Origin of the sequence: Sulfitobacter aestuarii (assembly GCF_042685005.1) — a bacterium.
Classification (GTDB): Bacteria; Pseudomonadota; Alphaproteobacteria; order Rhodobacterales; family Rhodobacteraceae; genus Sulfitobacter; species Sulfitobacter aestuarii.
In genome coordinates, this window is record NZ_JBHUMP010000003.1 from 128,932 (window position 1) to 142,727 (window position 13,796).

Sequence of the window (13,796 nt, forward strand, 5' to 3'; positions counted from 1 at the left end):
GCGCCCGGCGAGGGCACGGCCGGGACCGCACCCCATGTCGCGCGATCAGTAATCCCGCTCGAAGAAGATCCCGATACCGCTGTCCCCGTCCGAGCCGAGCGTGCCCTTTGCAGTCAGGCTCGGAGTGATATCGAGGTTCAGCGAGACCTCGCCGGTGCCGTCCGAAGCGGCCGTCACATCGGAATAGACATTCTCCGAAATGTACTTCCCGGCCCGCACGGCGGTGGCGCCATCATCGGTCGTGGTCACGTCGAGGTCATCGAGCCCGAAGCCGTCGCGCAGATTGGAGATGATCCCGCCGCCGCCGCGCCCGGCGAGAGTTGCCACGGCCGAGGCCAGCTGCAGCGCCTGGAAGGCCGAGATCTCGCTGATGTTGCGCCCGAAGAGCAACTGCGCGAGCACCTCGTCCTGCGGCGCATCGGGTGTGGCCTCAAACGACACCTCGGGTTCATCCGCGGGCCCTTCCACGATCACCCGCACCTCGCCGGACCGGCTTTCCGTTGCCGTGACGAAGCGGATATAGGGCACCAGATCGCCCTGGAACTGGATCGATCCCTCGATGAGGTCGAACCGCTTGCCGAGAATGTCGAGCCGTCCGCGGATGAGCTCGAAACGCCCGGCAGAGATGATCCGGTTGGTCGTCCCGGTCAGGGTCAGCGCCCCGCCGAGCTCTGCATCCAGACCCCGGCCGCGGACGAAGATCCGGTTCGGCGCGCTGATCCGCAGATCGAGACCGAAGCCGGGGCCGTCGCCGCCCGCCGCCGCGTCATCACCCGGTTCTTCGCCGTTCAGCCCGGCCTTGCGCCGGGTCTGTGCGACCGCCGCGCTGTCGTTGACATGGGTGATCGGCGGGATGTCCCCGATCGCGGTCAGCCCGGTCGAAGGCACGGTGATATCGGTCTCGCCGACATCGACCTGTCCGCTGATCACCGCACCGCCGGTCAGCGGGCCCGCAAGACGCAGGTTCCCGTTGACGCTGGTCCGGTAGAGTCGCGGATCACTGATCACCAGACCCTGCACCGCGATGTTGAGGTCAGCGGGCAGCGACGGGGTCAGCACCACCGAGCCGCCGACCCGCAGCCGCCCGCCTTCGAGCGCGCTGCCGCTGATGTCGATCTCGGCGCGGTTGTTGCCAAGCCGGATGTCGGCGGAAATGCCTTCGAGCGCCAGCCGCAGGTTCGGCGCGGTCAGCCGCGCATCGCGGGTGCTGATCGTGCCGGAGACCGAACTGAGCCGCGGCGGACCGTTGACCGACAGGTCGAAATCGGCGCGCCCCTGCAGATCGCGCGGCGCGAGAAACGGCTTAGTCAGCCCCAGCGGCGCGGAGCCGTTGATATCGAGTGCAAGGCTGCCGTCGGGATTGACCAGCCCGCGAACCTCGGCATTGGTGCCCGAGGGACCGTCGGCGCTGGTATCGATCCGCCAGGCCTCACCTTCCTTGCGGGCCGACCCGGTCACGCTGAGCGGGCCGTTCACCTTTTCCACCAGCACGCCGATATTGGGCATCGACAGGCTGAACTCGACCGCCGCATCCGGGCCGGTCACCACGCCCTGCACCGATGCATTGGCGCTGTAGGGGCCGCTTGCCTTGGTATCGATGGCGATTCCCTGAGGCGTCTGGCGCAGGCTGCCGCTGGCCTGCAGCGGGCCGGAGATGCCGGGCGCCAGCGGCTGCACATTCGGCACCGAGACGTCGAAGGTCAGCGACATGTCCGGCCCGGTGGCCAGCCCCTCGACAGCGGCGCGGCTGCCATAGGGGCCAGAGGCCTGCGTGTCGATGAAGAACCCGGCCTCGGTCTGGCGCAACGTGCCGCTGGCCTGCAGCGGGCCGTTGACCTGCGGCACCACCGGATTGAGATCGGGCAGCGAGACGTCGAAGCTGAGGTCGAGCATCGGTGTCACCAGCCCTTCAAGCGCTGCCTGCGCACCGTAGGGACCGCTGGCCGTGGTGTCGATGACATAGCCCTGCGGCGACTGGCTGAGCGTGCCCTCGGCATTGAGCGCGCCACTGACCTCCGGGGTGAAACGCGACAATTCCGGCACCTTCGCGGTGAAACGCAGGGAGGCATCCGGTCCGGTGGCCAGCCCCGCGGCGGTGATCTCGGCCCCGTAGGGGCCGTCGCTGCGCGCGTCGATGGTCCAGCCGCGCGTATCTTGCAGGGCAGTCGCCTCGATCCTGATCGGCCCTTCATATTGCGGCAGCACCAGCGAGACATCGGCAAGCTGCGCGTCGATTTCGACGGCGCTGTCCTCGCTCCTGAGTTCGGCGGCGCCGGTCAAACTGACCGCGTCGTTCTTCAGGCTGAGGTCGCGGACAAAGGTGCCGGTCTCGTTGCGCCGGGCCTGCAGGCTGAGTTCGGTCAACCCGGCCAGCACCGCGTCGGCCTGTTCGATGCCGATCTGGAGGTTGTTGGTACTGCCGGCGATGTTGAGATCGAACAGGCCGCCCAGCGGCGTCACCTCGCCTTCGAGTGCCAGCACCGATTGTCCGGACAATTCCCGTCCTGCAAGGGCGGAAAAGCGGCCGAGGTCGCTGGCCTTGAGCGTGGTCTGCAGCTTGGTCAGGAAGCCGGTGTCGAAACCGCTGATCTGCGCCTGCCCGGTCAGCCCGTAATCGGCGCCCGACAGGTCGAGATCGCTGATCCGCACCGGCTCGCCCTCGATATATTCGATATGGGCCTTCCCGGAAATGTCGCTGCCGAGTGCCTGCGCCGAGGCCGGGTCGCTCAGTTCGAGCCCGTTGGCATCGAATGTTAGATCCCCGAGGAACTGACCGACCGAGCCGAGATTGCCCTGCAGGCTGCCGTCCATCTCCAGCCGTGTCTCGGCGATCTTGAGCCCTTCGGTTTCCAGCGCTTCGAGATCGAAGATACCGCTGAACGCATCCCCGTCGGCAACGTCGTAATCGACGCTGAGCCCGACCCGCGCGACGGAGGTGCCCGCGCCGGAGACCGGCAGCAGCACCCGCGTCCCGTCGGGGTTGGAGACGGAACCGGTAATGTCCACGAAGGTCGGCCAGTTCTCCTGATTGAGATTGACCCGGCCCGCCAGCTCCGCGGCGCGGGCTTTCAGGGTGAAGTCGCTGACTTCGAGCGCACCGTTGCCCTCGCGCAGCGCGTCGATGGTCAGGCGCACGTCCTCGCCGAAAAACTCCCGGTAGCGCGGGGCCAGCAAGGCCGTGATATCGCCGCCGATATCGGCACGGATGCGCCGGTCGGGGCTGTCGGAGGCGCGGCGCGGGGTCTCCGTGCCAAGGCTGACCTCCCCGGCCAGCCGTTCGGCACCGTCAGTGGCGATGGTCACGTCCGTGGTGAAATCATCCAGCGGCCCCTGCCCGGCGATGCGCATCTCGACCGAGGGCTGATCCGGCAGGTTCAGCAGCTTGGCGGCGATCCCGCCCTCCTCTTCGACAAGATGCAGCAGCAGGTCGAGCACGTTGTCGCCGCGCTGGAAATCCGCCTGGATATCGAATTCGCCGCGCCTGCCGTCGATGCGGCGGGCCTGGAAATCGAGGATGGCGGCCGCGTCGTTGTAGCGGGCATTGGCATTGACGCTGAGCCGCGCCGCTTCCCCGAGGATAGGCTTGCCGAGAGCGATCTCCTCCACCGCGAATTCGGCGATCTCGATGGAGACCGGCAGGTCCGGCAGGCTGAAGGGCGTCGCCTCCGCCTCGGGCAACGAGTCTTCCTCGCTCACCGGCAGACGCGGCAGATCGAGCCGACCGGCGGTGAGCTTTTCAACTTCGAGCCGCCCGCGCAGCAGAGCCGAACGGTTCCAGTCGAGCACCACGTCCTCGAGCGTCAGCCAGATCCCGTCTTCATCCGCGATGGTCATGCGGTCGAACGAGGCTTCCGAGCTCAGCACGCCACGAAACCCGTCGATCGACACGTCGCGCCCGGACCCGCTCAGCGCCTCCTGGATCTTGCGGGTGAGGAAGCCCTTGCCATCGTCCTGCGCCACGGCGGGGGCGGTCAAGGTCAGGCAGGCGAGCAGGAATGCGAGAAGGGAACGGAAGAAGATTTGCATCAGAATGCCTGCCCTATGCCGATATAGACCTGGAAATTCTCGTCGGTTTCCGGCCCCGAGACCGGCACCGCGAGATCGAGACGGATCGGCCCGATCCCGGTGCCATAGCGCAGGCCGAGACCGGCGCCGGAATGCCATTCGCCGGAACCGTCGTAGAATTCCTCCGAGCCGATATAGCCGCCATCGGCAAACCCGACGAGGCCGATCCGCTCGCTGACCTTGAAGCGGGCCTCGGCCGAGACACCGACGAAACTGCGCCCGCCCACCACGTTGCCACCGCCAAGATCGACGCCGAGCACCTGATAGGGCTGGCCCCGCACGGTGCCGCCGCCGCCGGAATAGAAGAGGTAATCCGCCGGCGCCTGCGCGAGCGAGGGGCCAACGACCGAGCCGAGCTGACCGCGCAGCGCGAAGGTCAGCGGCCGCTCGGTGCCGAAGCTGCGATAGGCGCGCAGATCGACATAGCTGCGCAGGCCGTTGTCGGAACCCGATACCGCCAGGAAGGGGGTCAGGCTCGCCTTGGCGTAATAGCCGTTCATCGCGTCGAGCTTGTCGTCGCGGTAATCGAATTCGGCGCCCAGCGGCAGGGTCAGCAGGGTGTAGCGGTTGGTGCCGAAGGCATCGCGCGTCTCGGCGGCGCGCAGACCGACGCCGAGCGTATAGGTGCGCTCCTCGCTGGCGATGCGGGTGATCCCGGCCTCAAGATCGATCTGGCGGGAGAAGAAATTGACCTCGTCGAGCTGCTCGATCTGGGCCAGCGCATAGAAATCGGTATCGGCGTTGAAGGTCGCCGGACGTTCGAACCGCGCCGAAACCCGGTAATCCTCGCCGCCCGAATTGCCGCCGATGCCCTTGACCTCGGCTTCGAGCCGCAGCCGTTCGGCCCCGCCGAACAGATTGCGGTGCAGCCAGAAAGTGCTGAGCGTGACACCTTCGAGCGAGGAAAGCTCGGCCCCGAAACCGAACCGGCGCTTGGGCGCCTCGGTCACCTGGGCGGTGATCGGCAAGGTGTCGCCGGGGCCGATGTTGTCAGCCTCGATCAGCGCGACGGAGCTGAAGGCGCCGGAGCGACGCAGGCGTTGGCTTGCCAGGCGCAATTCCTCCGGCGAATAGACCTCGCCCACCGGCAGGCCCGCGATCTCGAGAATGCGGTCGGTGCGCACGTCCTCGTTGCCGGTGACGCTGAGCCCGCCGAAGCGCAGCCGCGGTCCGGGGGCGAGGCGCAGCTGCGCATGGATCGTGCGATCCTCGTGCCGGGCGGTCAGCTCCTGGCTTTCCAGCGCCGCCTTGGCATGGCCGACCCCGCGCCAGCCGTCGATCCCGGCGCCGACCGTCTCCTTCAGCACGCCGAGCCGGGCGGTCTCGCCGCGGGCGAATTCCTCGGGCAGCTCGGTCCCGGGCGCGACCGGCGCGATGTCGGTTTGGCCAAAGCGGAATTTCGGACCCGGATCGATCGCGATCACCGCCCGGTCGATCCGCGCGGGCGGCTGCACCGGGGGGATATTGGCGGCATCGATCCCGTCGAGGGTGATCTTCACCACCGGGCCGTAATATCCATTGTCATAGAGAACCGCGAGCAGCCGCGCGTAATCGGCCTGGGCGGCGGCAAGCAATTCCTGAGTCGAGGAATTCGCATCCTCCGCCGTCTCCTCGGCCAGAAGCGAGCCGCCGGAAATTTCCTCGTATAGATCGCTGTCTTCGGCGATGCCGGTGATCCGCAGATCCGCCGCGGCGAGCGGCCCCCATGGCAGCATTGTGCCACCAGCCGCCAAGATCACGCTTACCACCGCCCGCGGCACCCAATGCCGCGCTTCGCTTACCGACCTGTCCTGCATCACGCGATGCCCCCTGCCCCCGCGGTCTCTGTCGGGGGAAATCCCCCTGATGTCCGCGTCTTTGGTTAACCTGTTGCTGGCCAGCCTAAAGGAAAGCGATCCGGGGCTGCAATCAATCTTGCGTCAGGAAATGTCCTGAAGGCGCGGGAAATGCAGACTTATGTGTAATATGACATGCCTGCAGGGCTCGAGGCGGCAGCGTTGGCGGCCTCGATCGTCCGGTGGGGAGAACGGAGAATGCGGGATGGGGGTTTCACACCCCCATACCCCCGTGAGGTATTTCTGTCAGAAGAAACGCCTGAATATCAGGGGCCGCGCCGCGGCGGGCCATAGATCTATCGGGGGAAATTGGTGCGGCTGAGAAGACTCGAACTTCCACGGGTGTTACCCCACAGCGACCTCAACGCTGCGCGTCTACCATTCCGCCACAGCCGCACGCCATGGTTGGTAGGCGGGGGTTTAGCCAAAGTCTTCGGGCTTGTGAAGAGCAAAATGGCCCCCCCGGCGCAGAAATACGCCGGGGGGGTAAATTGCTTCGCTGAGCGGCCTATTCGCTGATTGCGAAGCTCGGCAATCCAGTCTCGGCGGCGGGCTGCACAAGGGGCAGACCGGCGCTGTCATCGGTGGCACCGCCGATCCGGCGGGCGGCGGCGCGGATGAGCTCGGTCCGTTCCGGCTGTCCGGGAACGAAGACCGCTGCGGCGCCGTTGTCGGCCGCGGCGAGACCGGCCTGGTACCAACCCGTGGCCATGTCCACGCGGCGCGCGGTGCCGAAGCCCTGGGACAGGTGATGGCCCATCAACTCGCCATAGACCCCCTCGCCCATCGCAAAGAGCAGCAGCGCCGAGCCGAGCGCCACATCCATGTTGTCGGTGCGATAGCCCACGCCCATGCAGATCTTGGCGGTGCCGGACAATTGCGCCGGGGACATGCCGGTGCCGAGAATGAAGCCCGAGACATCCGAGACCACCGCCTCGCGCGGCTTCAGCGACAGGGCGGCGACATGATCCTTCATCGCTGGGCCGAAACCGTCGCATTGGCTGGCGATCTGCGCCGGGGTGAAACCGCCGACCTTGCTGATCAGATCCTCAGATTCGGCGATCGCATAGGTCCGCGCCAGGCAGAATTGTTCGTTCAGCGCGACATTGGGGTCGCCCATGCTGGCCAGGGTGGTGAAACCGCCGTTGGTATTGGTGATCAGCGACACCGTGTTGCAATGAGAGGCCAGCGAGGCCTGCGCCCCGGAACCGAGGAAGGTCGGCAGCGCGGCGGAGTCGACTTCCGGTTCGGGAATCGGCTCCAGCGCCGGTTTCGGCGCCGGGGCCGCGGGCACTGCCGCGGCAAGTGCTGCGGCACCGGCGATGGTCGTGGTGGTCGTCGTCGTTGTGCCGAGCGGCAGCGGCTGCGGTGCCATGGCGGCCATGCTGGGCGCGCTGTGACCGGCCATCTCGGCGCGATAGGTCTTGAGCAGGCCGCGGGTGCCGTCCGGCGTGGCGGCGATCTGCTGCTGCACCGCATAGCCTCCGGCCTGGGCCCGGTTGTAGCTCGAGGTCAACAGGTTCTGTTCATAGGCGGTCAGGTTCCCGGTGACCGGATAGCCGAGATAGGCCTGGTATTGGGACACCGCATTGCGGGTCTTGCTGCCGAGCTGCCCGTCCACCGCCCCTGCGTTGAAGCCGAAATAATTCAGCGAAGCCTGGATGTTGCGGCCTTCCTGGGTGGCGGGAATCTTCGAGCGATAGGTCTTCTTCGGCGCGGCGCGGCGATAGGTGCGTTTGGTGGTGCTGCGCGAGCGTTGCTTGTTGGCATTGGCGCCGACGATGCCGCCGATGATGGCCCCGGCGATGAAGTCTCCGGCATCCGCTTCGACACGGTCCGCCGGGATCAGCGCGACGGAGGCCGCAAGGACGCTTCCGGTGATAAGCTTGGTTAACATGAGTTTTCTCCAAAGTGATTCACATAATTTTTCGCCGAGTGTATCACGGAAACGTGTTCTCCATAACGGGGGATTTCCCCCGCGCCACGGCAAGTCCCTTGAATTCGCCGGGGAGCGGACAAATCTTGGGAGGAATGGCCGCACAAGGAGCGACAGATGAGCGAACACCCCGTGGACAAAGACCAGCCGATCCTGCAGGTCGACATAGTCTCGGACGTGATGTGCCCCTGGTGCATCATCGGGTTTCGCCAACTCGAGCAGGCTCTCGCCGAGATCGGTGTTGGGGCCTTCGTGCGGTGGCATCCGTTCGAGCTCAATCCGCAGATGCCGCCCGGGGGACAGAGCCTTGGCGAGCATATCGCCGAGAAATACGGCAGCACGCCGGAACAGAGTGCGGAGAACCGCGCGCATCTGGTGGCGCTTGGCCGCGAGCTGGGGTTCGAGTTCAATTTCACTCCGGAGAGCCGCATCGTGAATACCTTTGCGGCCCATCAATTGCTCGGCTGGGCCGAGGACCAGAAATTGCAGCATCCGCTGATGATGGCGTTGTTTGCTGTGCATTTCACGCAGGGCCGTGATGTGTCGGATCATGATGTGCTGCTCGATGTCGCCGCATCAGTCGGGCTCGATCGGGGCGCGGCGGCAGAGGTGCTCGCCACGGGCAGTCACGCCCAGGCGACCCGCGAACGCGAGACCTTCTGGACCTTGCGGGGCATTTCCGGCGTGCCCTCCATGGTGTTCGACGGGCGCTATCTGCTGACCGGGGCGCAGGGCGCGGCGACCTATGCGCAGATGTTGCGCAAGGTGCTGGCGGAAACGGCGGCGGCCTGACCCTCTTCCACAAGGTCAGCTTCCGGGCTAGACCAGCCATATGGTGGAATGGATCACGACCGAAGGGCTGACCGGCTTTGCCGAGGCCGAGGCTTTCATGGAAGCGCGCGCCACGGCGATTGCGGCGGGCGCGGCGGAGGAATGTATCTGGCTGGTGGAGCATCCGCCGCTTTATACCGCCGGCACTTCCGCGCGGATCGAAGATCTGGTCGATCCGGACCGGTTTCCGGTCCATGTCACCAAGCGCGGCGGTCAATATACCTATCACGGGCCCGGACAGCGTATCGCCTATGTCATGCTCGACGTCGGCGCGCGCGGCCGCGATGTGCGCTGTTTCGTGCGCCAGCTCGAACAATGGGTGATCGCGACCCTGGGCGAATTCAACTTGCGCGGCGAGATTCGCCCCAAGCGCGTCGGCGTCTGGGTGCAGCGCCCCGAGAAACCGCGTCAGGCGGATGGCGGCGTCGCGGAGGACAAGATCGCCGCCATCGGCATCCGGCTGCGGCGCTGGGTGAGCTTTCACGGCATCAGCATCAATGTCGAGCCGGATCTGAGCCATTTTTCCGGCATCGTGCCCTGTGGCATTTCCGAACACGGGGTGACCTCGCTGGTCGATCTCGGGCTGCCGGTGAGCATGGACGATGTCGATCTGGCACTGCGGCGCGGTTTCGAGACGGTGTTTTCGAGCGCTGCCCCCCTCTGTCCGGACGGGGCCGCCGGGCGCTGACCCCGGGGTCCGCCTATTGCCGCGACAGAGTTACGATCCGGCACAGGCGCGGCGCCTCCCGCCGCATCTGGCCGTGGTTGCGATATAACCCACTACATGCGGCAAATTATACCGCCCTGCGACCATCGCACCCATTGCCCCCCGCGAGGACTCGCCCTAAAACGGCGCAGATTACGCACCCTTGGTGGCAACACCCGGGGTGCGTCCAATTATAACCCAGGAGGGACCGCATGGCAGACGCAGCCATTCACGGCCATGACCATCACGACGAGCGCGGCTTCTTCACCCGCTGGTTCATGTCCACCAACCATAAAGACATCGGTATCCTGTACCTGATCGTCTCCGCCTTTGTCGGCTTCATTTCGGTGGCCTTCACCGTGTACATGCGCCTCGAGCTGATGGACCCCGGCGTCCAGTACATGTGTATGGAAGGCGCGCGTTTCATCGCGGATAGTTCCGCAGCCTGTACGCCCAACGGTCACCTCTGGAACGTATTGATCACCGGCCACGGCATCCTGATGATGTTCTTCGTGGTGATCCCGGCGCTGTTTGGCGGTTTTGGCAACTATTTCATGCCCCTGCAGATCGGCGCGCCGGATATGGCGTTCCCGCGGATGAACAACCTCTCCTTCTGGCTCTATGTCGCCGGCACCTCGCTGGCGGTCTGCTCGCTGCTGACCCCCGGGGGCGGCGGTCAGCCGGGTTCGGGCGTGGGCTGGGTGCTCTATCCGCCGCTCTCGGTCAAGGAAGCGGGCATGTCGATGGATTTCGCGATCTTCGCGGTGCACGTCTCCGGTGCCTCCTCGATCCTCGGCGCGATCAACATGATTACCACCTTCCTGAACATGCGTGCCCCCGGCATGACCCTGTTCAAGGTACCGCTGTTCTCTTGGTCGATCTTCGTCACCTCCTGGCTGATCCTGCTGTCCCTGCCCGTCCTGGCCGGTGCCATCACCATGCTGCTGATGGACCGCAACTTCGGCTTCGCCTTCTTCGATCCCGCAGGCGGCGGCGACCCGGTGCTTTACCAGCACATCCTGTGGTTCTTCGGCCATCCTGAAGTCTATATCATCATCCTGCCGGGCTTCGGCATCATCAGCCACGTGATCGCGACCTTCTCGCGCAAGCCGATCTTCGGCTATCTGCCGATGGTCTGGGCAATCATCGCGATCGGTGGCCTCGGCTTCGTGGTCTGGGCGCACCACATGTATACCGTGGGTCTGACCCTCAACCAGCAGGCCTATTTCATGCTGGCGACGATGGTCATCGCGGTGCCGACGGGCGTGAAGGTGTTCAGCTGGATCGCCACGATGTGGGGCGGCTCGGTGGAGTTCAAGACGCCGATGCTCTGGGCCTTCGGCTTCCTGTTCCTGTTCACCGTCGGTGGCGTGACAGGGATCGTGCTCAGCCAGGCCGCCGTGGACCGCTATTACCACGATACCTATTACGTGGTGGCGCATTTCCACTATGTGATGAGTCTCGGTGCGGTCTTCGCGATCTTCGCAGGGATCTACTTCTACCTGCCGAAGATGACCGGGCGCATGTATCCCGAATGGGCCGGCAAGCTGCACTTCTGGGCGATGTTCATCGGTGCGAACCTGACCTTCTTCCCGCAGCACTTCCTCGGCCGTCAGGGCATGCCGCGCCGCTATATCGACTACCCGGATGCCTTCGCGCTCTGGAACCAGTGGTCGTCGATCGGTGCCTTCCTGTCCTTCGCGTCCTTCCTGTTCTTCATCGGGGTGATGGTCTACACGCTGACCCGCGGCGTGCGCAGCACCGCCAACAACCCCTGGAACGAATACGCCGACACGCTGGAATGGACCCTGCCCAGCCCGCCGCCGGAGCACACGTTCGAGATCCTGCCCAAGCGGGAAGACTGGGACAAGGTGCACAACCACTAGCCTCCCCGGCATGACATGACATGAAAGGCTCCAACGGCGGTTGGGGCCTTTTTTCTTGGTGCCGAAGCCCCCGGCGCCCTGGCGGCTTGGGACCGGCGTACCGGCACCGAACGCCCCCGGTGTGACCCGTAGATTTTTTTGCCCGAATACGGTTTTCCCTCTTGCAGCGCCGCCCCCCTATCGGTAGATCGTGCTTCACCAACCGGTTGCGGGCGTAGCTCAGGGGTAGAGCATAACCTTGCCAAGGTTAGGGTCGGGCGTTCGAATCGCCTCGCCCGCTCCAGTTGGTCAAATACCTCACCAGCCGGTTGCGGGCGTAGCTCAGGGGTAGAGCATAACCTTGCCAAGGTTAGGGTCGGGCGTTCGAATCGCCTCGCCCGCTCCAGTTGGTTTCCTGCTCACCCGGCAGGGTTACAGGGCCGCCTTATGGCGGCCTTTGTGTTTTCCGGGTGCGGATCTTCTCAGGGACATCATTCGGCATGGCCGGACTTGCCGTGCCACGCCGCAGCCTCTAAGAACGAAAAAGGAACGTCTCCACCGCTGTCGATGGCGAGTTGATCTTGGCCCCGGGGCCGGGTTCTATGGGGAAAACGAGGGCGGGCAAGATGCTGACATCCGTGGAATTATGCGCCGGCGCGGGAGGCCAGGCGCTGGGGCTGGAGACGGCCGGATTCGCCCATACGGCGCTGGTGGAAATCGACAAGCACTGCTGTAACACCCTGCGCCACAACCGCCCGCAGTGGAACGTGCTGGAAGAGGACATGCGCCACTTCAAGGAACGTGCAGGCGCCTACAGGGGCATGGACCTGCTCGCCGGTGGCCTTCCCTGCCCGCCCTTCTCCGTGGCGGGCAAGCAGCTCGGTGAACAGGACGAGCGCAACCTTTTCAACGATGCGATCGAGATCGTCGATGCGGCGCGCCCGCGCGCCGTGATGATCGAGAACGTCCGCGGTTTCCTCGATGCCGTGTTCCACGATTACCGCGAGCGGCTGAAGCGGCAGCTCGACAAGCTCGGCTACAAGACCGACTGGCGGCTGCTCAACGCGTCGGATTATGGCGTACCGCAGCTGCGCCCGCGGGTGGTGATCGTCGCGGTGCAGAAACAGCGCGCGGATTTCTTCGACTGGCCCGAGCCCAATCCGCATAATCCGCCCACGGTCGGGGAGACCCTTGTCGATCTGATGTCCGCGGGTGGCTGGCCCGGCGCTGCCGACTGGGCCGCGCGGGCCGACGAGATCGCCCCGACAATCGTCGGCGGCTCGAAGAAACATGGCGGACCGGATCTCGGACCAACCCGCGCGCGCGCCGCCTGGGCTACGCTCGGGGTCGAGGGGCGTACCATCGCGCCCGAGGCGCCGGAGGCCGGGCATATCGGCATGCCGCGGCTTACCGTGCCGATGGTGGCGAGGATCCAGGGGTTCCCTGACACCTGGCATTTCACCGGGGCCAAGACCAATGCCTATCGTCAAGTCGGCAATGCCTTTCCGCCGCCGGTGGCGGCTGCGGTGGGCCGGCAGATCGCCAAGGCTTTGCGCAAGCGGATCCTGCGCGCCGTGAGCGCCTGACGCGCCGATGAAGCGGAGCCTCCCCGATAGCCTGCTGCGCGAGGGTCATCCGGACCACGCGCTGCTCGCCCTGCTGGCGGCCGAGATCACCCGGCGCAGCGGCGGGCCAGCGGCGCTGGCACAGCGCTTTCCGGCGATGCTGCGGCAATGTATCGACGACGTGATCATGACGCCGAAGACCGGGCGCCGCGCCTATGAAGAGCTCGAGAAGACCGAGAAGACCTATATCGGCACCCGTGTGGAGATCGAGCTGCGCGCGATGCTCGACCTGCCGAAGGGGCGGCTCGACACGCTGATCCTCGGTCGCGACGTCGATATCAAGAACACCATGGGCAACAACTGGATGATCCCGACCGAAGCGGTGGATCAGCCCTGCATCCTCGTTGCCGCAGACGAGGCGCGTGCCTGCTGCTATCTCGGGCTGATCGTGGCGCGGCCAGAATACCTCACCGCCGGGCAGAACAAGGATGCCAAGAAGAGCCTCGCCGCCGGGGGCTTCGCGCATATCCTCTGGCTGCTCAGGGATCACCCCTACCCGGCCAATTTCTGGCGTAATCTGGCTCCCGAGGTCGTGGCGCGGATCTTTGCCGGAAAATCGGGCAACCAGCGCATGGCCAACCTGTTTCGCGAGGTGCAGGACCGGCGCGTCACCCGCGATGTGGTGGCGGCGGTGGCGCGGCAGCAGGATTTCATGCGCCGCATCCGCTCCGACCAGGGCCGAGGCAGCCGCGATCTGCTCGCGCGGGAAGGTATCCTGTTGCTTTGCGGACATTATGACGCAGACCTGATCAAGTCGCTCGGCCTGCCGCACTGCGGCCCGAGCGACTTCATCTCGCATCGCCCCCGTGCCGGAAACGCGGTTGAACTGGCTGCCGAACACGGGTTCCTGCTCGGCTCTGCTGAGCGCGAAGAGGCGCCCAATCTGCCGGGTTTCTGAGCGTTCCTTGACTGGGCAAAAATTCGCTGATCCCT

General features: G+C 65.5%; 8 protein-coding genes and 3 tRNA genes. 7 read left to right on the top strand and 4 right to left on the bottom strand.

The features are described 5' to 3' along the window. Window positions 1-45 precede the first annotated feature (45 nt). The 4 genes from ACFSUD_RS05080 to ACFSUD_RS05095 form a co-directional block, all read right to left on the bottom strand. On the bottom strand, window positions 46-4,026 hold the full coding sequence (locus ACFSUD_RS05080) for a translocation/assembly module TamB domain-containing protein (RefSeq protein WP_386372101.1): 3,981 nt from the start codon (window positions 4,024-4,026) through the stop codon (window positions 46-48). Beyond that, complete coding sequence (locus ACFSUD_RS05085; RefSeq protein ID WP_386372581.1) at window positions 4,026-5,861, bottom strand: autotransporter assembly complex protein TamA; 1,836 nt, start codon at window positions 5,859-5,861, stop codon at window positions 4,026-4,028. Before ACFSUD_RS05085 ends, ACFSUD_RS05080 begins: the two co-directional genes overlap by 1 nt. A gap of 349 nt (window positions 5,862-6,210) precedes the next feature. Next, window positions 6,211-6,296: transfer RNA gene (locus tag ACFSUD_RS05090), tRNA-Leu, on the bottom strand. Between the two features lie 112 nt (window positions 6,297-6,408). Then, window positions 6,409-7,797 (bottom strand): peptidoglycan-binding domain-containing protein, encoded by a 1,389-nt coding sequence (locus ACFSUD_RS05095; protein ID WP_386372103.1) that lies wholly within the window; start codon window positions 7,795-7,797, stop codon window positions 6,409-6,411. A gap of 156 nt (window positions 7,798-7,953) precedes the next feature. Between ACFSUD_RS05095 and ACFSUD_RS05100 the strand changes: the two genes are divergently transcribed. From ACFSUD_RS05100 to ACFSUD_RS05130, 7 genes are all read left to right on the top strand, one after another. After that, complete coding sequence (locus tag ACFSUD_RS05100) at window positions 7,954-8,628, top strand: DsbA family oxidoreductase (RefSeq protein WP_386372105.1); 675 nt, start codon at window positions 7,954-7,956, stop codon at window positions 8,626-8,628. A 40-nt stretch (window positions 8,629-8,668) separates the two neighbouring features. After that, entirely contained in the window at window positions 8,669-9,355 is a 687-nt protein-coding gene (gene lipB / locus ACFSUD_RS05105; protein ID WP_386372107.1) for a lipoyl(octanoyl) transferase LipB, read from the top strand. Window positions 9,356-9,585: 230 nt separating this feature from the next. After that, on the top strand, window positions 9,586-11,259 hold the full coding sequence (ctaD, locus tag ACFSUD_RS05110; protein WP_386372109.1) for a cytochrome c oxidase subunit I: 1,674 nt from the start codon (window positions 9,586-9,588) through the stop codon (window positions 11,257-11,259). Window positions 11,260-11,467: 208 nt separating this feature from the next. Then, window positions 11,468-11,542: transfer RNA gene (locus ACFSUD_RS05115), tRNA-Gly, on the top strand. A gap of 27 nt (window positions 11,543-11,569) precedes the next feature. Next, window positions 11,570-11,644, top strand: a tRNA-Gly gene (locus ACFSUD_RS05120). Window positions 11,645-11,864: 220 nt separating this feature from the next. Next, window positions 11,865-12,824 carry a DNA cytosine methyltransferase gene (locus tag ACFSUD_RS05125; RefSeq protein WP_386372111.1) on the top strand — a complete coding sequence of 320 codons (960 nt, stop codon included), beginning with the start codon at window positions 11,865-11,867 and terminating at the stop codon, window positions 12,822-12,824. A 7-nt stretch (window positions 12,825-12,831) separates the two neighbouring features. Next, window positions 12,832-13,761: a NaeI family type II restriction endonuclease gene (locus ACFSUD_RS05130; protein ID WP_386372112.1), complete on the top strand. Its 930-nt coding sequence runs from the start codon at window positions 12,832-12,834 to the stop codon at window positions 13,759-13,761. The last annotated feature ends 35 nt before the right edge of the window (window positions 13,762-13,796 follow it).